Origin of the sequence: Gordonia alkanivorans (assembly GCF_004011905.1) — a bacterium.
Classification (GTDB): Bacteria; Actinomycetota; Actinomycetes; order Mycobacteriales; family Mycobacteriaceae; genus Gordonia; species Gordonia alkanivorans.
The window spans coordinates 796,874-816,546 of record NZ_CP027114.1 but is presented as its reverse complement, the minus strand read 5'-3'; the positions used below and the strand labels follow the sequence as shown (position 1 = coordinate 816,546).

16 protein-coding genes and 1 pseudogene are annotated in these 19,673 nt (G+C 67.8%); 11 read left to right on the top strand and 6 right to left on the bottom strand.

Annotated features, from left to right (window positions below; translation table 11 throughout):
- Window positions 1–9: 9 nt before the first annotated feature.
- The 3 genes and pseudogenes from C5O27_RS03760 to C5O27_RS03750 all read left to right on the top strand — a co-directional run bounded on the left by C5O27_RS03760 (window position 10) and on the right by C5O27_RS03750 (window position 2,013).
- Window positions 10–768: a lysophospholipid acyltransferase family protein gene (locus tag C5O27_RS03760; protein WP_006358822.1), complete on the top strand. Its 759-nt coding sequence runs from the start codon at window positions 10–12 to the stop codon at window positions 766–768.
- Between the two features lie 17 nt (window positions 769–785).
- Window positions 786–1,183 (top strand): annotated as a pseudogene (locus C5O27_RS03755) (hypothetical protein).
- Window positions 1,180–2,013, top strand: a complete 834-nt coding sequence (locus C5O27_RS03750) for a Cof-type HAD-IIB family hydrolase (protein WP_006358820.1) — start codon at window positions 1,180–1,182, stop codon at window positions 2,011–2,013. The pseudogene C5O27_RS03755 and the gene C5O27_RS03750 overlap by 4 nt, the downstream one beginning before the upstream one ends.
- 7 nt (window positions 2,014–2,020) lie before the next feature.
- On the opposite strand, the gene C5O27_RS03745 is transcribed toward C5O27_RS03750, so the two are convergent.
- Entirely contained in the window at window positions 2,021–3,619 is a 1,599-nt protein-coding gene (locus C5O27_RS03745) for a peptidoglycan recognition protein family protein (protein ID WP_127961946.1), read from the bottom strand.
- Between the two features lie 460 nt (window positions 3,620–4,079).
- Between C5O27_RS03745 and C5O27_RS03740 the strand changes: the two genes are divergently transcribed.
- Window positions 4,080–5,567 (top strand): SpoIID/LytB domain-containing protein, encoded by a 1,488-nt coding sequence (locus tag C5O27_RS03740; RefSeq protein ID WP_208651476.1) that lies wholly within the window; start codon window positions 4,080–4,082, stop codon window positions 5,565–5,567.
- Here the strand turns inward: C5O27_RS03740 and C5O27_RS03735 are convergent.
- The 5 genes from C5O27_RS03735 to C5O27_RS03715 all read right to left on the bottom strand — a co-directional run bounded on the left by C5O27_RS03735 (window position 5,564) and on the right by C5O27_RS03715 (window position 9,409).
- Window positions 5,564–6,250: a GAF and ANTAR domain-containing protein gene (locus tag C5O27_RS03735; protein WP_006358815.1), complete on the bottom strand. Its 687-nt coding sequence runs from the start codon at window positions 6,248–6,250 to the stop codon at window positions 5,564–5,566. The genes C5O27_RS03740 and C5O27_RS03735 overlap by 4 nt on opposite strands.
- 111 nt (window positions 6,251–6,361) lie before the next feature.
- On the bottom strand, window positions 6,362–6,967 hold the full coding sequence (locus C5O27_RS03730; protein ID WP_006358814.1) for a class I SAM-dependent DNA methyltransferase: 606 nt from the start codon (window positions 6,965–6,967) through the stop codon (window positions 6,362–6,364).
- On the bottom strand, window positions 6,964–7,746 hold the full coding sequence (locus tag C5O27_RS03725; protein ID WP_006358813.1) for a PIG-L deacetylase family protein: 783 nt from the start codon (window positions 7,744–7,746) through the stop codon (window positions 6,964–6,966). Before C5O27_RS03725 ends, C5O27_RS03730 begins: the two co-directional genes overlap by 4 nt.
- Window positions 7,743–8,705 (bottom strand): acyl-CoA dehydrogenase family protein, encoded by a 963-nt coding sequence (locus tag C5O27_RS03720; RefSeq protein WP_006358812.1) that lies wholly within the window; start codon window positions 8,703–8,705, stop codon window positions 7,743–7,745. Before C5O27_RS03720 ends, C5O27_RS03725 begins: the two co-directional genes overlap by 4 nt.
- Window positions 8,702–9,409 carry a glycosyltransferase family 2 protein gene (locus tag C5O27_RS03715; RefSeq protein ID WP_006358811.1) on the bottom strand — a complete coding sequence of 236 codons (708 nt, stop codon included), beginning with the start codon at window positions 9,407–9,409 and terminating at the stop codon, window positions 8,702–8,704. Before C5O27_RS03715 ends, C5O27_RS03720 begins: the two co-directional genes overlap by 4 nt.
- A gap of 164 nt (window positions 9,410–9,573) precedes the next feature.
- Here C5O27_RS03715 and glf point away from each other — a divergent pair, with 164 nt between their 5' ends.
- From glf to C5O27_RS03680, 7 genes are all read left to right on the top strand, one after another.
- Window positions 9,574–10,782 carry a UDP-galactopyranose mutase gene (gene glf / locus C5O27_RS03710; RefSeq protein ID WP_006358810.1) on the top strand — a complete coding sequence of 403 codons (1,209 nt, stop codon included), beginning with the start codon at window positions 9,574–9,576 and terminating at the stop codon, window positions 10,780–10,782.
- Window positions 10,783–12,726, top strand: a complete 1,944-nt coding sequence (locus C5O27_RS03705) for a glycosyltransferase (protein ID WP_127961945.1) — start codon at window positions 10,783–10,785, stop codon at window positions 12,724–12,726.
- The gene (locus tag C5O27_RS03700; RefSeq protein WP_127961944.1) at window positions 12,707–13,462 is read left to right on the top strand and encodes a phosphatase PAP2 family protein; all 756 of its coding nucleotides are present in this window, start codon (window positions 12,707–12,709) and stop codon (window positions 13,460–13,462) included. Before C5O27_RS03705 ends, C5O27_RS03700 begins: the two co-directional genes overlap by 20 nt.
- Window positions 13,459–14,379 carry a decaprenyl-phosphate phosphoribosyltransferase gene (locus C5O27_RS03695; protein WP_127961943.1) on the top strand — a complete coding sequence of 307 codons (921 nt, stop codon included), beginning with the start codon at window positions 13,459–13,461 and terminating at the stop codon, window positions 14,377–14,379. The genes C5O27_RS03700 and C5O27_RS03695 overlap by 4 nt, the downstream gene beginning before the upstream one ends.
- Window positions 14,366–16,447 (top strand): arabinofuranosyltransferase AftB family protein, encoded by a 2,082-nt coding sequence (locus tag C5O27_RS03690; protein ID WP_127961942.1) that lies wholly within the window; start codon window positions 14,366–14,368, stop codon window positions 16,445–16,447. Before C5O27_RS03695 ends, C5O27_RS03690 begins: the two co-directional genes overlap by 14 nt.
- A gap of 402 nt (window positions 16,448–16,849) precedes the next feature.
- On the top strand, window positions 16,850–17,839 hold the full coding sequence (locus C5O27_RS03685; protein WP_006867062.1) for an alpha/beta hydrolase: 990 nt from the start codon (window positions 16,850–16,852) through the stop codon (window positions 17,837–17,839).
- Between the two features lie 271 nt (window positions 17,840–18,110).
- Window positions 18,111–19,607 carry an alpha/beta hydrolase-fold protein gene (locus C5O27_RS03680; protein ID WP_127961941.1) on the top strand — a complete coding sequence of 499 codons (1,497 nt, stop codon included), beginning with the start codon at window positions 18,111–18,113 and terminating at the stop codon, window positions 19,605–19,607.
- The last annotated feature ends 66 nt before the right edge of the window (window positions 19,608–19,673 follow it).

Genomic DNA, 19,673 nt, shown 5'->3' with positions numbered 1-19,673 from the left:
CTTTCCGGCATGGAACCCGTCTACGACACCGTGATCACCGCCGCCCGCCTGCTGTGGCTGGCCGAAGGTCTCAAGTTCAAGGTGTCGGGCGTCGAGCATGTACCGGCCGAGGGCCCCGGCGTCGTCGCGATCAACCACACCGGCTACCTCGACTTCACCTACGCCGGCATCCCCGCCCATCTGCAGGGACGTCGCAAGGTGCGGTTCATGGCGAAGAAAGAGGTCTTCGACAACAAGATCTCCGGCCCGATCATGCGCTCGCTCAAGCACATCCCCGTCGACCGTACCGCCGGTGCGGACAGCTACCGGGCCGCGGTCGAGTACCTCAAGCGCGGCGAGCTCGTCGGCGTCTACCCGGAGGCGACGATCAGCCGCAGCTTCGAGCTGAAGGCGTTCAAGTCGGGTGCGGCACGCATGGCGATCGAGTCCGGTGCGCCGATCATCCCGACCGTGATCTGGGGTGCCCAGCGCGTGTGGACCAAGGGACATCCGAAGCAGCTCGGCCGCACCGGCTACCCGATCTCGATCGGGGTCTGCGAAGCGCTCGAGCCCACCGGCGATCCCGACGCCCTCACCGCGAAGCTGCACGAGGTCATGAGCGCGAAGTTGCTCGAACTGCAGGACGCCTACGGCGAGCACCCCAAGGGTGAGTTCTGGGTTCCCGCACGCCTCGGCGGGTCGGCACCGACGCTCGAGGAGGCGAACCGCATGGACGCCGAGGAGCAGGCCGAACGCGCCGCCAAGCGCGCTCAGCGTGACAACCGCTGACCGTTAACCTTGGAGGAATGAGCAGCGGGCCGCGTCGAGGACGGGAGCCGGTCTACCGGACCCTGGAGATCATCGCGAACACGCTCGTCCGCGCCCAGGCGCTCGACCTGCACTTCACCGGGGTCCAGAACATCCCGGAGGTCGGCGGCGCGGTGCTGTGCATCAACCACACGGGCTACGTCGACTTCATCCCGGCCGCGTGGATTCCATGCTCCACGAGGTCCAGGACGCCTACGGCCCGCACCCGGCGGGCGAGTTCTGGGTACCGGCACGGCTCGGCGGATCGGCCCCGACACCACCGGAGGCCGCGGTCATCGAGGCCGACGAAGCGCTCCGCAAAGCCGAGGCCCGCGCCCGCAAGGCGGCCGAGAAACAACGTGAGGCCTACCAGGCCCGAGACAGAGGAAACAGATGACATTCGGTCCACCCACCCTCATCGCCAGCGACGTGGACGGGACACTGATCGACGACGACAACCGGGTGTCGTCGCGAACCGTGGCCGCGTTGTCGGCGGCCCGTGCGGCGGGCGTCGAGTTCGTGCTCGCGACCGGTCGCCCGCCCCGGTGGATCGCCGAGATCACCGACCAGTTCGCCGACACCGATGCCTTCGTCCGGTACGCGGTGTGCGCCAACGGCGCCATCATCTACGACGCCGAGCACGACCAGGTCCTGTGGTCGGCCAATCTCGAACCCGACGCCCTCGTGAAGTTGGGTGAGATCGCCTACCAGGAGATCCCGGGGTGTGGCATCGCCGCCGAGCGTGCCGGCCGGTCGGCGCACGACGCGGCGACGCCGCCGTTCGTCGCGAGCGCCGGTTACGAACACGCCTGGCTGAACCCGGATCACGTCGAGGTCGGCGACGACGAGGTGTTCAGCGAACCGGCGGTGAAGCTACTCGTGCGCAAACCGGACATGCCGAGCGGCGAGATGGCCGCGCGGCTGCAGCCGTTCGTCGGCGACCTCGCCCAGGTGACGTTCTCCACCGACAACGGGCTCGTCGAACTGTCGGTGCCCGGTACGCACAAGGCGTCCGGACTCGCGCGTCTCTGTGAGGCCACCGGTCTCCCCGGCGACGGCCTGATCGCCTTCGGCGACATGCCCAACGACGTCGAGATGCTCACGTGGGCATCCCACGGCGTGGCCATGGGACACGGTCATCAGGCCGCGCTCGACGCCGCCGACGAGATCACCGTCGGCAACAACGACGACGGCGTCGCGAAAGTTCTCGAGCGCTGGTTCGGCTGACGCCCGCTCAGGCGGCGGGTGGGGCAGCTTCCGGTGCCGGTGCCGGAGCCGGAGCGGGTGCTCCCGGCTCGGCGGGAGGTGCTCCTTCCGGTGTCGCCTCGGGCGCCGCCTCCGGGGCCGGCGCAGCGCCACCTGCCAGCGCCCGGACCTGCTCCAGCGCCGAGTAGCCGTGCACGCCGGGGCAGCTGGTGCTGTTGTAGTCGCGGTGGCCGGAGATCATCGGCAGGTTGGATTGAGTCCCGGCCGCGAACTTGGTGCCCGCGAAACCCTCTGACCTGAGGTTCGCGGTGCCCGCAGGGTTCAGACCGGCCTTGCCGAGCCGCCAGCGCAGGAACCGTCCGGCCGCGGCCACTGCCGCCGCGGTGGGCGGCACCTCTTCCAGGTTGCCGATGAACGACAGGCCGACCGTGTCCTTGTTGAATCCGCCGGTGTGGGTGCCCTCCACGTTGCGGTCGAGTCCGCCGAACGCGCCTTCGAAGATCTGCCCGTACTTGTCGACGAGCACGTTGTAGCCGATGTCGCACCAGTTCAGGCTCTGCGCGTGGTAAGCGTAGATGCCCCGCACGATCTCGACCGACTGTTGCGGTGTGTAGTCGTTGCTGCCCGCGGTGTGATGCACTATCGCGCCCTTGAGTTGCGGCGAGTACACCGGCTGCGAGCAGCGGATCGCTTCGTCCGCACCCCACTGCTGGCGTGCGACCACCTGCGGTCCGCCGGTCAGCGGGGACAGCAGCGACGAGCCCAGCGACAGCAGCCCCTCGGGGCTGATCAGGGTCGCCTTGAGGGTGTTGAGAGCCGTCTCGGCCAGCTTCGTCACGATCTCGCTCGCGGAGCCGACGGCCAGCTGCGCGAGGTCGCCGCCCTGGGTCTCGGCGGCCGGGATCGCCAGACCGTCCTTCGACGCGGCGACCTGCACCTCACGTGCATCGCCGACCCACACCGGTTCGGTGCCCGCCGGCTTCTCGGCACTCGGGGCGCCGCCCTTCGAGATCTGCTCCAAGACCGTCCACGGACTCCACTTCCCGTCGGGCTGTTTCGCGCGCAGCTTCAGGTCGACGTCGACGGGGCGGTCCCAGGTGAAGGCGACCATCTTGATGGGGTCCTCGCGCACGATGTGCGTCACCGCGGCACCCACCTCGCGCCCGTCACGCATCGTCGTCACGGGAGGGGGAGTGGTGCTCGTCGGTGCGGAAGCCGGATCCGATTCGGTTGTCGGCACGGGCGCCTCGGCGGAAGTGGTCTCCGGGGAGCTCGACTCGGTGGTGCTCGACTCGGTGGTGCTCGAATCGCGGGAAGCGCTCGGCACGATCCCCTTCGGCAGCGGGACCGTCAGATCGGGGAGGGGGAACGCATCGGGATCGATCTCCGGCAGCGTGACGCCGGCGGCGGCGAGGCCCGAGGACGCGACATCGAGGATGGCGGCGGGCAGCTCACGCAGCGGTACCTGTTCGATCTCGGTGTTGGAGATCTTCTGCTTGTTGTCGACGAGCCGGGTGTCGCCGGCCTGCGGGCCTGAGGTGCTCGCGATCACCGCGAACGGACTCGCGACGACCGCCGCGGCGATGGCCGCGAGAGCGATCGAATGCTTCGGTCGGGGGTAACGCACTGGGGTCTCCTCGCCGGAGGGGGGATCCGGTCATCGATGCGATGTGTGCAGCCTCGCGCGCCGGGCGGGCGTCGAGGCGTGCTCGGTGTCGGCCGCCATCGTGATGCGGATCGGCGCTTCGTGGACATGACACACGCCGACGTCTGACCACTCGTGACTCTCTTGTTACTTATGAGGCCTGTGTTACTGGTGATATTCATGAGGTCACGATCCGGGAGACAACTCGTGATCCGGTTGTGATCTGCTCGACTTGGTGAACGCGAATGAGGTTCACTAATGTCACTTAAGTCCCAATCGTCACATCGGCCACGATTGAGTGAAAGTTGCAGCTTGCTGGAACTTCTGAGGCTGGTGTCGTCGCGACCGAAGGATGTGTTCTGCAGTGAACGAAGCCCGACCCAGACGGCTCCTGCCGGGGAGGCCGGCGACCGGCTCCCGGCCCGCACGGACTCGCGGAAAGTTGCTGACCTGGGCCGCGGCCGGGCTCGCGCCCGCACTGCTGGCCGGAGGACTCGTTGCCGCGAGTTCGACGGAATCGACCCCCGGGGTCGAGCTTTCGGTCGGGTCGACGGTGACGCTGATCGGGCACGGTCATGGCCACGGCCGCGGAATGGGGCAATGGGGTGCGTACGGCTACGCCCGTAAGGGCTGGTCGGCACAGCAGATCCTGCGTCACTTCTACGGTGGAACCACCGCGGGGAAGGTGGACAGGCCCGAGATCATCGTGGCCCTCACGGGTCAGAACTCGGTGAATGTGCATGCGGACGCCGGAATGCGCGTCGGAGGTCAGACGGTGGCTCCCGGACAGGCGGTCAGCCTGTCCGGGGGCACGGCCGCCATTCGCAGCGGCTGCGGCGGTAACGTGCTCCGCTCCGTCCCGGCCACGTTCGTCGAACCGCTGAGCATGGCGCCGAACCGGCCCGCGGCCGAGTTCCTCAAGTTCTGTGGTTCCGAGAAGGCCTACCGAGGCGCATTGGGCCTCGAAGGTGGACGCGTGGTCAACCGCATCCACATCGACGACTACGTCAAGGGCGTCATCCCGCGTGAGAGCCTGCCCGCCTGGGCCGACTCCGGCGGCGCGGCGGCACTGCAGGCGCAAGCCGTCGCCGCCCGCACCTATGCACTCGCCGCGATCGCCGGCGGCAAGAAGATCGACGACACCCAGAACTCCCAGGTGTACGGCGGCGTCTCCGGCGAGGATCGTCGGACCAATGTGGCGGCCGACGCGACCGCAGGCCAGATCCTGCTGCAGAACGGCCAGCCCGCGTTCACCGAGTTCTCCGCCTCGACGGGTGGCTTCTCGGCCGGCGGCCGCTTCCCGGCCGTACCCGACGAGGGTGACACGGTCTCGCCCAATCACAACTGGACCGTGACCGTCTCGGCCGGCACCATCGGCTCGGCCTTCGGTGTGGGTGCTCTCCGGAGCTTCGAAGTGGTCGAGGCCAACGGCCTCGGAGCCGAACACGGCCGCGCTGTCAAGGTCCGTGCCGTGGGTTCCGGCGGAACCTCCGAGGTCTCTGGCGAAGAGGCACGCACCAAACTGAAGCTGAAGTCGTCGTGGTTCACCGTGCAGGGCCAGCCGGCGCCGCGCATCGTCAAGCCGCCCACCGGACCGTCCGGGCCCTCACTGGGACTCGACTTCGGTAGCTTCGGGCAGTTCGTCGACCAGATCATTCCCGGCGGCGCGAAGTTCCTGGAGATCGCCGCGTCGGCCATGGACGGCAAGTTCGCCGACCTAGGCGGGCTCTCCGGCCCCCTCGGAGAGGCGATGGGGCTCCCGTCGCTGACCCCGGACGCCGCGGGCGTCACGCAGGTCTACGAGAAGGGGATGATGTTCTTCACCCCTGCCACGGGACCGCGCGTGCTGGTCGGCAAGAGTCTCGAGCAGTTCCAGGAACGCGGCGGCATCCCGGCGCTGGGGTTCCCCACGGACGACGGGCTCGGCTAGGAGCTCTCCGGCCCGGCTACGACGATCTGCGCCGCGACATCGACCAGCTTGGTGTTGGTGTCCTGTGACAGACGGGCGAGCAGCGCGAACGCGCCGTTGGCGTCGAGCTTGTAGCGCTCCATGATCATGCCCTTGGCCTGACCGATGATGTCGCGCGAGCTGAGCGCCGCCCGGAGCTGCTGCTTCTCCTGGATGGCGCCGAACGCGGTCGCGGCATGTGCGGCGAACAATTCGCCCAGCAGGCGCGCCTCGGATGGGAATGCGTGGGGACGGGTGCTGTGCAGGTTCAGCGCGCCGAAGTCGTCGCCGTCGATGTAGAGGAAGAAGCATGCCATCGAGCGGATGCCGATGTCGGCGGCCTCCGCGGCGAACCGCGGCCAGCGTTCGTCGACCAGCATGTCGTCGATCCACACGGTCACGTCGTTGACCGCGGCACGGATGCACGGCCCCTCGCCGAGCTCACGCTGCAGTTCGTCGGCCTCGCCGCCCAGGTCGCCGATGATCACCGGGGTCTCGACGACGCCGTTGGTCACGAGGGTCACCGATGCGTACTCCGCGCCCGGGATGGCGTCGACCGCATACTTGGTCATCGCCCGCACCGCAGTCTCGGTGTCGTCGCTCTGTTTGCGCATCTCGCCGGCGATGCGCGTCATCTGCGCCGAGAAATCCGTCACCTCGGTCACTCCTGCCTCCTCGAGAGACCGCGTTCCACGCGTCTCAGCCGGACCGACAGCTGAGCGCAGGAAACGAAACACTCGTTTGTCGAGGATCTATTATGCCGGATCGTATAACCCCTAGGAACTGACGAGTCCCTCTCGTTGCGCAACCGACCGTTCAGGTGACAAATGGAGAACATCGAGTCGGAAATCGGTGTCGGAGTACGACGTCGAGGCCACCATCGGAGACTCGGCCAGAGCGGCGTGGACGTCGTCACCCGACTGGGGATATTCGTCGACGGGCCAGCGCCAGTGGACGGCGACGACCTCCCCACCCGGAGCGAGGGCCGCGGGTAACCGGGCGATCAGTTCGGCGAGGGCGGTCCTGTCCAGGTAGTACAGCACCTCGCTGAGAACGATGAGGTCGAAGCGCTTCGACGGCCAGTCGGCCACGATGTCGCCGACCCGGACATCGACGTGCGGGTGCCCGGTGAGCCGCTGGCGGGCGAGGTCGACGGCGCGCGGGCTCACGTCCGTGCACATCAGCCGATCGCACCGCGTGGCCAGCCCCCCGCTGAGCACACCGATCGAGCATCCGGGTTCGAAGGCCGATCGGTAACGCGGCTTGGTCAGTGCGGCGAGCGTGAGTGCGTACTTGCGCTGTTCGTACCACCGCGAGGTGAATCCCCACGGATCGTCGTTCCCCGCGTACATGTCGTGAAAGTAGCTGTCCGGCAGTCTCATACGAACACGAACTCCCGATGGCGGAGCAATCTGGCCAGGATGTGCGGACCGAGGACGACGGCGTCCTCGGGTGCGTCCGACAGTGCATCGACCTGGGTGACGAAGGCCTCGACCGCCGCACGTTTGCGCTCGAGTGCCTCGTCGTCGAGGTCGAAGGTCTGCACCCGATGCCACGGGACGGCCGGGTCGTCGGGAGTTGCCCAGTGCCACATCCAGATCGGGTACATCCACAACGGCACACCGAACCGGTCGCCGACCCGTCGGGCGCAGCGGCCCACCGTCTCGTGGTCGGGGTGGCCGTCGTGCGCCCACACGGCCAGCAGGCCGGTGGCGACGTCCGGTTTCTCGGCGAGCACCCGGGACACGATCGCCTCGACCTCCTCCTCGTGTTCGGCGAGGGTGCCGTCGGGGAGGCCGCACCATCGCGATGGGGATAGGCCCAATAGTGCTGTCGCCGAATCGAGTTCGGTGCGCCGTCGGCCGGCGAGCTGTTCCGGTGTGAGTGTCGGCGAGCCTGGGTGCGACGCCGCTCCGTCGGACAGGCACACCGTCACCACCTCGATCCCGCGGCGCGCGGCTGCGGAGATCAGTGCCCCGACCCCGAGCACCTCGTCGTCGGGATGCGCGGACAGCACGACGAGACGCTCCACCGACAGGTCGACGCCCGGCCACCGCCCCCGGGTGGCGAACCAGCGTTGCCACTCCGCCTCCGGGGTTCCCGTCTCTGCCACCGGGGTCGCGGCGAAACGTTCCGACATGCTGCCGGCATCCGAGGTCATGAATCCTCCTCCGACGAATCCGCGAGGGGGCCCGGGATGTTCTCGTCGACGAGTGACCCGAGAACCGCGAGGTCGGCGTCGGCGTGTGACTGCCGGATGTAGACGGTGAGGTCGGCGACCGCCTGTGCGTGATCGGGATCGGCGACCAGCGGCCCGGGGCCGAGCGCACGACCGACCCGGTCGATGACGGCGGTGGCGATCTGTTCGATCGACCACCGCAGGGCGAATGCCTCGCGCTGCGACGGAGCGGTGGGATCGGCGTCGATGTGCCGGGCAGCGGCTTCGATCGCGGCCCACCCGGTCGCGAGCTGTGCATCCACCGCACCCGCGTGCATCCGCAGGAGAGGGTCGTCGGAACGGCTCACCGCGCGGTACAGCGGTCGGGCGACGCGCCGAGCTCCGCCGAACCAGCACGCCGCGACTCCCATCCCGCCGTGCCAGAAGCCGGGACGGGCGAGATACGCCCCGACCCGACCGACTGCCGTAGCGGGCACCGAGTCGAAGGTGACGGTCCCGGTGTCGGTGGCGCGCATGCCGGCGGCGTGCCAGGACGAGAAGTCGGTGGACACGCCGGGGTGCCGCAGGTCGACTGCGAACAGGCGATTGCCGTCGGCCGTCGCGGCCGTGACGAGCGCATGGGTGCACGCCCCCGCGCCCGAGCACCACTCCTTGACGCCGACGAGCTCGAAACCGTCCGCGACCGACCGGGCGTCGACCCCCGTCCCAGGCGGCTGAGCAGCCCAGACACCCCAGAACTCGCCCGGACGGACCCCGCCGCCGACGATCTCGCCGAGAATGGCGTCGGCGTCGGCGTGCGCCTCGACGAGCCGCCCGGTGCTGATGTCGTCGGAGCAGAGGCGGGTGAGCGCAGCGAAGCGCCCGAGCGTCGTACCGGTGCCGGGCCGCGGCAGGCCGAACCCGGCGGAGTCGACGATCCCGCGGGCGGCTTCGGTGCTCATCGGGACGCCTCGGGAGCTTGATCGGTGAGTTCACGAAGATAAGAGGCGAAACCATCGACGGTCCGGCCGATCCGTCGCGTCGACGTACGAACCGGGGCATCGGCGCCCCACACGATCGGCACGGCGGAATCCTCGAGCCGCCGGACGAGGTCGACGTCCTCGTGCGCGTCGAGCTCCCGGAATCCGCCCGCTGCGGCATACGCGGTCGCTCGTATGCCCAGATTTGCCCCGTGCACGTGACGGTGACCGGGTCGGGCGTCGTAGCGGGCGTCGAACATCGACCCGATTCCCCGCGGCCATCCGTCGAAGCCGTCCGGAGTGACTATCCCCACGAAAGCGTCCGCACCGGAGTCCGCCGCCTCCACGTGGGTGAGCAGCCAGTCGGGCGGCACCGCCGAGTCGGCATCGGTCGTCGCGAACCAGGTGGTGTCGGCCGGTGTCGGTGATGCCGCGGCGAAGCCCGCCCGCCGCGCGGCACCGACACACCTGGCGGTCACGTGCAGTGTCGTCACGTGGTCGGGTACCGCACCGGCGGAGTCGTCGTCGCAGGAGTCGAGCACCACGATCACCTGCACCGATTGCCGAAGTCCCGCGACCGCGGCGTCGAGTGCGGCGAGACAGGAGGGGAGTAGGACCTGCTCGTTGTGGGCGGGCACGACGACCACGATGTCCGTGATGGCGGACGCCACCGCGGGAGGTGGCATTGCAGCCACGGGTGCCGACAACTCAGGCGATGACGTCACGGTGCCCCGAACTACTCGAGAAGCAGAGGAACCGGCCCGATGGCTGCAGACCGACGATCGAACATTACCCGGCGACCACCGTGGCTCGGAGAATCATCAGGAAGGGTCCGTTACCCTGAGGACCCGTGGCAACCACTAGCAGCTTTGACCTGATCGTCGTCGGCTCCGGATTCTTCGGTCTCACCGTCGCCGAGCGGGCGGCCACCCAGCTGGGCAAGCGGGTCCTCGTGATCGAACGGCGCAACCATCTCGGTGGCAACGCCTACTCCGAGGCCGAGCCGACGACCGGTATCGAGGTCCACAAGTACGGCGCCCACCTGTTCCACACCTCCAACGACCGGGTGTGGGAGTACGTGAACCAGTTCACCGACTTCACGAACTACCAGCACCGCGTCTTCGCGCTGCACAACGGGCAGGCCTACCAGTTCCCGATGGGTCTCGGCCTCATCAGCCAGTTCTTCGGTCGCTATTTCTCGCCCGACGAGGCGCGCAAGCTGATCGCCGAGCAGGCCGGCGAGATCGACACCGCCGATGCCAAGAACCTCGAAGAGAAGGCGATCAGCCTCATCGGGCGGCCGCTCTACGAGGCGTTCATCAAGCACTACACCGCCAAGCAGTGGCAGACCGATCCCACCGAGCTGCCCGCGGGCAACATCACCCGGCTCCCGGTCCGGTACACCTTCGACAACCGGTACTTCAACGACAAGTACGAGGGCCTGCCGGTCGACGGTTACACCGCCTGGCTGGAGAACATGGCCGCCGACGAGCGCATCGAGGTCCGCCTGTCGACCGACTGGTTCGCCGTCCGCGACGAGCTGCGGGAGCAGAACCCGGACGCACCGGTCGTCTACACCGGCCCGCTGGACCGCTACTTCGAGTACTCGGCCGGCCGACTCGGCTGGCGCACACTCGATTTCGAGACCGAGGTACTCGACACCGGCGATTTCCAGGGCACCCCGGTGATGAACTACAACGACGCCGACGTGCCGTACACGCGGATTCACGAGTTCCGTCACTTCCATCCGGAGCGGGACTCCTACCCCGCGGACAAGACCGTCATCATGCGCGAGTTCAGCCGCTTCGCCAACGACGACGACGAGCCGTACTACCCGATCAACACCGCCGACGACCGGGCCAAGCTCTCGGCCTACCGTGAACTCGCCCGGACCGAGACCGCCAGTGCGAACGTGTTGTTCGGTGGTCGTCTCGGCACCTACCAGTACCTCGACATGCACATGGCGATCGCCAGCGCGCTCACCATGTTCGACAACACCCTGGCGCCGCATCTGCGTGACGGTGCGCCGCTGGTGTCCGACCCCGCAGGAGCCGAATAGATGACGGTGACCCCCGTGAACCAGGCCGAGATCCCCGATGCGGGCATCGGGCCGTCGAAGGCGAAATCCCTTCTGCAGCGCGTCATCTTCCCGCGCGCGGGTGAGCCGCTCGACGTGCGGTCGCTGTACCTGCTCGAGTCGGACTCCAACAACCGGCGGGCGCATGCGCCGAGCCGGACCTCGGTGCTGCTCGGCGGCGAATCGGAGGTCAGCTTCGAGACCTACTTCAACGGCTTCGCGGCGGCCTACTGGCGCCGCTGGAGCATCCTGGACTCGGTCGTGCTGCGCATCGAGGTGGTCGGCACCGCTCGAGTCGACCTGTATCGCTCCAAGATCGACGGCTCGCGCATCGGCATCGGCGGCGACCTGATCGCCACCGACGAACACGGCCGCGGTGTGGTCGAATTCGAACTCGACCTCGGCCCGTTCGAGGACGGTGGCTGGATCTGGTTCGACATCACCACTGACACCGACACCGAGATCGTCTCCGCCGGTTGGTATTCGCCGATCGACGCGCCGACCTCCGACGCCGACACCAAGCGCGTCACCGTCGGCATCCCGACCTTCAACCGGCCCACCGACGCGGTGAACGCGTTGGCCGCGTTGACCTCCGACCCGATGGTCGACGAGGTCATCGACGCGGTCATGATGCCCGACCAGGGCACCAAGAAGGTCGTCGACGAGCCGGGGTACGCCGAGGCCGCCGCGGCTCTCGGGGGCCGGCTCCACATCTTCGACCAGGGCAACCTCGGCGGCTCGGGCGGCTACGCGCGCATCATGTACGAGGCGCTGCGACTCACCGATTCGCCGTACATCCTCTACATGGACGACGACATCGCCATCGAGCCCGACTCGATCCTGCGCGCGCTCGCCATGTCGCGATTCGCCAAGTCCCCCATGCTCGTCGGCGGGCAGATGCTGAACCTGCAGGACCGCAGTCACCTGCACTGCATGGGCGAGGTCATCCGCCGCGACACCTTCATGTGGACCGCTGCGCCATTCGTCGAATACGACCACAACTTCTCCGAATACCCGTTGCGGGATCGTGAGAACTCGAAGAACCTGCACCGCCGGATCGATGTCGAGGGCAACGGCTGGTGGATGTGCATGATCCCCCGCGAATGCGCCGAGACCATCGGCCTGCCGATGCCGCTGTTCATCAAGTGGGACGACTGGGAATTCGCGCTGCGTGCGGCCAAGGCCGGGTACCCGACGGCCACCATCCCGGGCATCGCGATCTGGCACATGGCGTGGAGCGACAAGGACGACGCCATCGACTGGCAGGCGTACTTCCACCTGCGCAACCGGCTCGTCGTCGCGTCCATCCACCATGACGGTCCGATCAAGGGCATCATCCGCTCGATGACCAAGGCGACCGCGAAACACCTTCTGTGCCTCGAGTATTCGACGGTCGCCATCCAGAACGAGGCGATCCGCGACTTCCTCGCCGGGCCCGAGCACATCCGCAGCCTGCTGCCGACCGCGCTACCCAAGGTCGCGGCGATGCGCAAGGAGTTCCCGGACGCCGTCGTGCTGCCGTCGGCCACCGAGCTGCCCCGAACCTCCGGTGAGGCAACGCATCTGGGTACCTCGATCCCGCTGAACCCGATCAGTAAGGTCAAGGCGCTGGCCGCTGCCGTCGTCAACAACGCGCGCCCCGCCGACCCGCGGCATCACGAGGTCCCGCAGGCGAACTACCCGCCGATCGAGGCGCGCTGGTTCTCGCTCGGCCGCGTCGACGGTGTCACCGTCACCACGGCCGACGGTCGGGGAGTGGTGTACCGGCAGCGTGATCGCGAGAAGATGATCGCGCTCGCGCGAGAGCATTTCGCTCTGATCAAAGAACTTCAGGACAAGTTCGGCGACATGAAGCAGCAGTACCGCGCCGCACATCGTGAGTTGACCAGTAAGGAGAGCTGGGCGGGTGTCTTCGGAATCGAGTAGTCCCGACGTGCAGGCTGAGTCGACAAAGCTCCCGGCCGACGACGCCCCCAGGCCCCTCGCGGGTGAGGAGAAGGTCCTCGTCGCCATCCAGACGGGCATCGGTTCCCGCCCGGGTGTGCGGTCGGCGGCGCGCGGTCTGTCGCACTTCGGCGAGCACGCCCTGGGCTGGCTGGCCATCTCGGGCGCCGGCTGGACGCTGGCGCGTGCCCGTGGCGATGTGCGATCGCAGCAGTTGTGGATCGAAGCCGGTGTGGGTGCCTTCGGCGCACACGCGGCCTCGGTGATCATCAAGCGCATCGTGCGCCGGCCCCGGCCGGCCCACCCGGCCATCGACATCGGGGTGTCCACGCCGAGCAAGCTGAGCTTCCCGTCGTCGCACGCCACCTCGACCACGGCAGCGGCGATCCTCATCGGCCGGGCGGCCGGCTGGGACGCCAGGGTGTTGCCCGCCGCGTTGGTGCCGCCGATGCTCCTGTCGCGTCTCGTACTCGGCGTTCACTATCCGACAGACGTCACCGCGGGTGCCGCGATCGGTGCCGCGAGCGCAGCGGCGGTCATCGCGGGCGATAAGGTGCTGCTCGAACCCACCCGGAATGCTCCGGCTTCAGGACGTGCCCGTCGCGCGGCGCGCGTCCTGACCCGGCTCGGCCTCACGGCCGCGGTGCCCGGCGGGCCGCTGCGACTCGCCGCGTCCCCCGTCATCGCACGGGTGACACGACACAGGGAGAGTGCATGAGCGAGGAGCCGATCGAGCACGGGAAGGTCGCCGGGCCCCCGAAGAACCTGACCGCCGGGCTGATCAAGGCGATCCGCCCGCGGCAATGGGTGAAGAACGTCCTGGTGCTCGCCGCGCCGCTGGCCGCGGGCAACATCACCGACGCCTCGGTGCTGGCCTCCGCGGGCATCGCCTTCGTCGCGTTCTGCCTCGCCGCGTCGAGCATCTACCTGGTCAACGACGCGATGGACGTCGAGTCCGACCGTAATCACCCGACCAAGCGGTTCCGTCCGATCGCCGCCGGCGTGGTCCCGGTGCCGCTGGCCTACGGCCTCGCAGCGGTGCTGCTGGCCGCGTCGATCGGCATCTCCTTCCTGGCGAACTGGCAGACCGCGGTGGTCATCGCGATCTACCTGGTCATCCAGCTCGGTTACTGCTTCGGCCTCAAGAACCAGGCCGTCATCGACATCTGCATCGTGTCGTCGGGATTCCTGCTGCGCGCGATCGCCGGCGGTGTCGCCGCCGAGATCGTGCTGTCGCAGTGGTTCCTGCTCGTCATGGCCTTCGGCTCGCTGTTCATGGCGGCCGGCAAGCGGTACGCCGAGCTGCAGCTCGCCGAGCGCACCGGCGCCAAGATCCGCAAGGCGCTCGAGTACTACACGACCACCTACCTGCGTTTCGTGTGGACGCTGTCGGCCACCGGCGTCGTCGTCTTCTACGGACTCTGGGCCTTCGACAAGGGCTCCGACCATAACACCAACGTCGCGTACGCGATCTCGATGGTGCCGTTCACGGTCGCGATCCTTCGCTATGCGGTCGACGTCGACGGCGGTGCGGCGGGCGAACCCGAGGAGATCGCCCTCGGCGACCGTGTACTGCAGCTGCTGGCCGTGGCCTGGTTAGTATGCGTGGGTGTCGCGGTCTATGCAGTCAATTGACGGTCTGCAGTCCACCGACGGTGTCGGTAGCGATTCCGTCGACGAACCCGAGGTAGAAGGCACCCGGGCGTCTGGCACGCCCGTCATCGACAAGGCGCGCCGACGGCTCGCCGCGGTCAGTTTCCTGATCGGCGCAGTCGCCGTCAGCACGTTCTTCGCGATCGGGGCCTGGCAGCGGCGGTGGATCGCCGACGACGGTCTGATCGTGCTGCGCACGCTGCGGAACCTCTTCGCGGGCAACGGACCGGTGTTCAACGCGGGCGAACGCGTCGAGGCCAACACCTCGACCGCCTGGACCTACCTGCTGTGGTTCTGGGCGTGGGTCAGCGACGGCCAGCTCGAGTACGTCGCCCTCTGGGTGGCACTGGTGTGCTCGGTCGCCGCGATCCCGATCGCCATGTACGGCAGCGCACGTCTCTACGGCAACCGCCTGGGCGGCATCACCGGTGACGGCTGGACGCTGCTGCTCCCGTTCGGCGCCATCATCTACATCACCATCCCCCCGGCCCGCGACTTCGCGACGAGCGGACTGGAGAACGGCCTCTGTATCTTCTGGGCCGCCGTCCTGTGGTGTCAGCTCGTCGCCTGGGCCCGACGCGGTCCTCAGTCCACGCGCAAGGCCTCGGCCGCGACGCTCGCGCTCGCGTTCACCGCGGGTCTCGCACCACTGATCCGGCCCGAGCTCACCGTGTTCGGCGGACTGGTGCTGGTGCTGGTCTTCTTCGCGCCGCTCGGCTGGAAGATGCGCCTCGGCGTGGCCGTCGTCGCCGGTGCCCTGCCGGTGGGTTACCAGATCTTCCGGATGGGCTACTACGCCCTCCTGGTCCCCAACCCGGCGGTCGCCAAGGACGCCAGCGGCGCCAAGTGGGAGCAGGGTTTCTCCTATCTGACCAACCTGTTCGGTCCGTACATTCTGGTGCTGCCGGTCGTGATGGCCGTCGTCGCCGGTGTGATCCTCATCGTCGGCGCACGTCTACGCGCGGATGCCGGTGCGAGCACGGCCGATACCGACCGCTCCCGGCCGGCCGCGCTGTCGGCCCGGCTCCAGTCGTCGACCGCCGTGGTGACCGTGGTCGCCGTCGCCGGTCTCGTCCTGATCGTCTACTGGATCCGCCAGGGCGGCGACTTCATGCACGGCCGCGTGCTGCTCGTGCCGCTGTTCGTGACGCTGCTGCCGCTCATGGTCGTGCCGCTGACGGTCCCCGCGCACCTCGGTGCCGCCTTCGGCCGACGCCGTGGCGCGCAGGAATCCGCCATTGACGACGAGCCCGAGCCCGTCGAGGTGTCGCCGGCCGAACGTCGCCGGACCCGCGTCGGACTGGCCGGTGCGGTCGCCATGGCCTGCCTGTGGATCACGGTTCTCGTGTGGGGGATCAGCACCCACGCGAACGTGCTGCCCAACGCCGGGATCGACATCGGACGCAGCGGCATCGTCGACGAGCGTCGTTTCTATGTGACGAACATGGGCAACGAGAACCCGGTGACCGCCGAGGACTACCTCGCCTACCCGCGGATGAGCGCGATGGTCGAGAAGATCGACAAGTATCGCGAGGACGGCGGCGTCATCCTGCCGTCGTTCAACTACGACGAGTGGTACGTCGCGCAGCTGCCCGCGGTGATGCCCAAGGGTGCCGAGCGCCAGGTGACGGTCTACTTCCTCAATCTCGGCATGACGAGCATGAACGCGCCGCTCGACGTGCGCGTCATCGACCAGATGGGTCTGGCGTATCCGCTCGCCGCACACACCGAGCGGCTCGAGGACGGCCGCATCGGACACGACAAGATCCTGCCGAGCGAATGGGTCGTCGCCGAGGCCGGGGCCTATCCGCGCAAGCCGGTTCTGCCGGGCTACCTCGACGAGGACCTCGTCCGGCAGGCGCAGGTGGCGCTGCAGTGCCCCGAGACCAAGGATCGGTTCGCGTCCTTCGAGGGCCCGTGGTCGCTCACCCGCTTCAAGCACAATCTGAAGCAGGCGTTCACGTTCAACAGTTACCGCATCCAGCGCGAGCCGGAGTACGAGATCGCCCGGTGCGGACTCGAGATGCCGCCGCCCGTGAACCCGGAGTAGGTGGCGCCCGGGCGGTATGCGGGTGCGCGCGACCCTGGCACACGAACCCAAGTAAGTGCACAGAAAACGCGTACTCTGCGCTGAGGACTTGCCCCGGAACGTCTCGGATCGGTAACGTCCCGACGTCAGAGGTCGATAAACCGTTCGTGACCGATGTGTCCTGGAAAGTGCCGGGGCACGCACGGTGACGGGGGTTGTGATCGCGATCACAAGGTTTGTCACGGTCGGGGGCATCGAATAGGCTCGCCGACGGCGAATCGCATGCGAGATCGGCTCGGAAACCATCGTCGCGCCGCGCTCTGCGCCGGGGGACGAGAGATGTGAGACGCACAAGAACCGGTCGGGTTCCGCGGGAGGTGAGACCTCCGGTGATCCGATCGGCCGAAGAGGGAGATTCTGTACATGCGTGAAGCTGCCACTCAGGCGACCAAGCCTGCGCGCGGCCGGATGGGGAACCGGCTGATCGCCGCACTCGTCGCCGTGCTGACAGTTGTGGGACTGACCGGCGTGGTCGCCGGCCAGGCCAGCGCCCGGATCGGCGGAACGCAGGTCGGCAAGCAGGAGTTCTTTGTCAACGGCTGCGGAATGCCCGATGTGAAGGTCCGCGCCTGGAAGAAGCCGGGCAACTATAAAACCGTCATCCTGCTCGACGGCATGCGCGCCCAGTACGACTACAACGGCTGGGAGATCAACACCAACGTCCAGGAGATGGTGAAGTCCGGCGTCAACGTCGTCGAGCCCATCGGTGGACCGGCCAGCTTCTACACCGACTGGGACGCACCCAGCAACTTCAACGGCCAGAAGTACCGCTACCGCTGGAACTGCGCCATCACCAAGTCGCTGGTCGGTGCCCTCGACAAGCGCGGCTTCCGCGTCGGCGCGTCGAAGCGCTACGCCATCATGGGCCTGTCGATGGGTGGTAACGCCGCCCTCGTCATCGGCGCGCAGAACCGCCAGCACTTCGACCGTGCCGGCTCGCTGTCGGGCTACAACTTCCTGAGCGCCCCGGGTATGCGCACCGCGCTGCGTCTGGCGATGTTCGACGTCGATCCCAAGCCGTGGAACATCGACGCGATGTGGGGCCCGCCGTGGAGCATCCGCTGGTTCCAGAACGATCCCTTCTGGAACATCGGCAACATGCGCGGCATGAAGATCTTCGTGGGCTCGGGCAACGGCCTCTTCGGCAAGTACAACGCACTGCCCAACGTCTTCGACGACCTCTTCAAGGGTTCGACGCTGGAGCTGCTGGCGTTCACCCAGTCGAAGGCTTTTGAGGCCGCCGCGTTCGTCCAGGGCGTGCCGCTCATGACGTACTACGCCAACGGCACCCACGCCTGGGGTTACTGGCAGGACATGGTCTGGAACGCCAAGAACCGCGGTTTCTTCCGCTGATCGGCGAGAGACCGGCCTGACACGGCCTGCACGACGCCCCGTCCGGATTCCCGGACGGGGCGTCGTCGTGTTTCGGGAACTGCCGCCGGATGGTTGGTATCAACTGTCACATAAATCCCACGAGTCACAGCGTGGCGTTCGGACACCGGGGTCGGATTGCGTGTAAGAAACTCCTGAGGCGTTTGGTATTGATGATGCAGTTGTGACTGACGGGGAATCGGTCAGAACGTGCGGACGCCGTTGTACTGGGTCGAAGGAGTTCTGGAGAGTGATGCGGCGAATCAGTGGTACCCGACCGGTCGGTGCCCGAGTGGCCTGGCGAGCGGTGATGGCCGCCGTGGTGGCGATCGTGGCCGTGATGACACTTGTCGTGGGTCAGGGCCTCGCGGGCGCAGAGCCCGCGCCGGCACCAGCCCCGGCCTCGCCGGCGGCTCCGGCGCCGGCGTCCCCGGCTGCGCCCCCGGCTTCTCCGGCTGCGCCCCCGTCGTCGGCGGCCCCCTCGTCGGCGGCCCCGGCAGCCGCACCGGCGGCGGTTCCGCCGGGCAAGGTGACAAACACCTACTGGTACACCGATCGCCGAGTCGCCCTCTGGGTGTACTCGCCGTCGATGAACACCAACATCCAGGTGCAGATCCTCCTGGCGCGCGACTGGCATGCCAAGCCCAAGGAGAAGTTCCCGCAGCTGACGATGCTCGACGGTCTGCGTGCGCAGGACGATCAGAGCGGGTGGGTTCTCAACACCAAGATCGTCGACTTCTACAAGGACAAGAACGTCAACGTCATCCTGCCGATCGGTGGTGAGTCGAGCTTCTACACCGACTGGAAGGAACCCGACCGCGGCAAGAACTACAAGTGGGAGACGTTCCTGATGCGGGAACTGCCGCCCATCCTGGAGAACGACTGGCGCTCCACGGACGTCCGCGGCGTCGAAGGTCTGTCGATGGGTGGCTCGGCCGCGATGATGCTGGCCGCGCGCAACCCCGGCTTCTACAAGTTCGCCGCGTCGTTCTCCGGCATCCTGCAGTTCAGCTCGTTCGGTATGCCCCAGGCCATCCAGTTCGCCGTCCGTGATGGCGGCGGCTACGACTCGATGAAGATGTTCGGTCCGCCCACCGACCCGGCCTGGAAGGAACACGACCCGTACGTCCTGGCCGACAAGCTGCAGGGCACGAGCCTCTACGTCTCCTCCGGCAACGGCATGGTCGGCGAGCACGACAAGCCCTCCGACATCCCGCTGCTCGCGACCAACTACTCGGGCGTGGGCCTGGAGATGCTCAGCCGCGTCACATCCCAGCAGTTCGCGGTCCAGCTGAACCGCAAGGGGATCCCGGGTCAGGCGGTCTACCGCCCGTCCGGAACGCACACCTGGCCGTACTGGGAGTTCGAGATGATGCAGGCGTGGCCGCAGGCCGCCGCGGCCCTCGGGCTTTCACGGGACGCGATCGCCTGCCGTGTGGACGGCGCCTTCCGCAAGCTCTGGGACGCCAACAAGGGCGACCTGGGGGGTTGCCTGACCCCGGCGTACGGCGTCCCCGGCGGCAAGGCCCAGGACTTCGCGAACGGCCGCATCTTCACCGGCCCGAAGGGTCCGAAGATCGTGACCGGTGCCATCGGCGGTGCCTACGTGGCAGCCGGAGGCCCGGGTGGGCGTCTCGGCAAGCCGGTGAGCAACGAGGAGCCGACCCGCGACGGCAGGGGCCGGGTCAACCACTTCGAGCACGGCCGGATCACCTGGACGGCCAAGGACGGCACGAAGGTCCTCAAGTGAGGCCCCAACCTCGACCGCACGTGTGCGGGCGCTGAGACTTCGCTGAGGAATCGAGGTGTTCGTGCA

Excerpts from the sequence above, each read along its gene's own strand:
- C5O27_RS03715 (WP_006358811.1), bottom strand. The coding sequence starts at position 9,409 with ATGCCACCTCCCGCGGTGGCGTCCGCCATCACGGACATCGTGGTCGTC.
- C5O27_RS03725 (WP_006358813.1), bottom strand. The coding sequence starts at position 7,746 with ATGACCTCGGATGCCGGCAGCATGTCGGAACGTTTCGCCGCGACCCCG.
- C5O27_RS03695 (WP_127961943.1), top strand. The coding sequence starts at position 13,459 with ATGAGCGAGGAGCCGATCGAGCACGGGAAGGTCGCCGGGCCCCCGAAG.
- C5O27_RS03705 (WP_127961945.1), top strand. The coding sequence starts at position 10,783 with ATGACGGTGACCCCCGTGAACCAGGCCGAGATCCCCGATGCGGGCATC.
- C5O27_RS03720 (WP_006358812.1), bottom strand. The coding sequence starts at position 8,705 with ATGAGCACCGAAGCCGCCCGCGGGATCGTCGACTCCGCCGGGTTCGGC.
- C5O27_RS03690 (WP_127961942.1), top strand. The coding sequence starts at position 14,366 with ATGCAGTCAATTGACGGTCTGCAGTCCACCGACGGTGTCGGTAGCGAT.
- C5O27_RS03750 (WP_006358820.1), top strand. The coding sequence starts at position 1,180 with ATGACATTCGGTCCACCCACCCTCATCGCCAGCGACGTGGACGGGACA.
- C5O27_RS03760 (WP_006358822.1), top strand. The coding sequence starts at position 10 with ATGGAACCCGTCTACGACACCGTGATCACCGCCGCCCGCCTGCTGTGG.
- C5O27_RS03680 (WP_127961941.1), top strand. The coding sequence starts at position 18,111 with ATGCGGCGAATCAGTGGTACCCGACCGGTCGGTGCCCGAGTGGCCTGG.
- C5O27_RS03685 (WP_006867062.1), top strand. The coding sequence starts at position 16,850 with ATGCGTGAAGCTGCCACTCAGGCGACCAAGCCTGCGCGCGGCCGGATG.
- C5O27_RS03730 (WP_006358814.1), bottom strand. The coding sequence starts at position 6,967 with ATGAGACTGCCGGACAGCTACTTTCACGACATGTACGCGGGGAACGAC.